Genomic DNA, 1,225 nt, shown 5'->3' with positions numbered 1-1,225 from the left:
CTGCCTTCGTCGATCCCTCAACTCTGGCGTCGCGGGCCGTTCGTGCAGGACATGAGATATGCGAACCGTCAGCTCAAACAACGAACCGGTAAATTCTGAGCGACGATGGTAAAGGTGCAATAACAAGTAGCTGATCAAGGCACTGTAAATCTGCAGACGCACGGCGTTTTCAGAGAATGCGTAGAAGCGTTTGAGTTTCAGATGTTGCTTGACCCACTTGAAAAACAGCTCGATCTTCCAGCGATCTTTGTACAATCCCGCGATTTCTTCGGCTGATCTTACGAAGTCATTGGTCACCAGGATTAACGGCGTGGCGTGTCCCTCGCGTTCTACCACCACGCGTCTTGCCGGCGTTTCTCGGTAGTCATTAAGACGCTTGCCGCCTAGATGCTTTTTTCCGAACAGGATGACTTCGTCGGTCATGACGGGGCTTTGCTCGGCTGCGATCGAGTGCTTGTGCAGCACTTTGATATTGGCGTTTTTTTTCAGGCGGGTGACGAAAAAGGCTCCTTTGGTCTGCAACTGGTGCCACCAGTTGTAATCGCAATATCCCTTGTCAAAGACATACGTCATGCCGACCTGAATCGGCATTTCCAGCGCATCGCTCAGGTCGTTGACGTTGGCAGGAGTGATGTTGACGTACACCGGGGCCAACTGCGCCAAATCTAGTCCGACATGTACTTTCAGGCCCTGCGTGATGCGGGTTTTCGTGGAGGCTGTCCAGTCATCAAAGTGAGGTCCGCGCAAAGTGATTGACGTGGAATCAAGCAGGCTAATCATGGCACCGACTTCTTTGCGCTGTTGGCGGCTGATGCCGCTCAACAGCAATTGGCAAAGATCCTGGAATGGCCGGTAGTTTCGCTTGTTCAAAGCATCTGACAGGGTCGATCGGGCGACGGGCCCCGCTTTAAGATGGTAACTATGCGGACTTAGCGTTTCGGAAAAAGTGGCCAAGGACCGCAGGCTTAAGGCTTGGGTTATATGGCCGCTGACCAGTGTCACCAGCAATTGCCAGCTCGTGCAGCGTTTGACGTAGCGATCAGCCTGGTGCTTTTCGGTGGATTGCCGAAAGAACTGGCGCGGGATCGCACTGAGTAGGTGGGCTAAACGGGTACTGGTAAACATGGGTCAAAATCGAGTCTGAAAAATCCGATTATGACTGACAGTCGCGAACAACAAGGGGGAGCAAGCTCCCCCTTTGGTTTTTACCGGACACTAGTGACGC

The 1,225-nt window shown here is 52.8% G+C and carries 1 protein-coding gene; it reads right to left on the bottom strand.

What is annotated here, in order from left to right; translation table 11 throughout:
- Positions 1 to 1,125, bottom strand: a 1,125-nt coding sequence (locus tag HBO23_RS33550; protein ID WP_170040994.1) for an IS4 family transposase, incomplete at its 3' end; no start/stop codon positions are given.
- Positions 1,126 to 1,225: the final 100 nt, after the last annotated feature.

Source organism: Pseudomonas sp. WS 5532 (assembly GCF_012985445.1).
GTDB lineage: Bacteria > Pseudomonadota > Gammaproteobacteria > Pseudomonadales > Pseudomonadaceae > Aquipseudomonas > Aquipseudomonas edaphica.
This window is presented reverse-complemented; position numbering and strand designations above follow the sequence as displayed.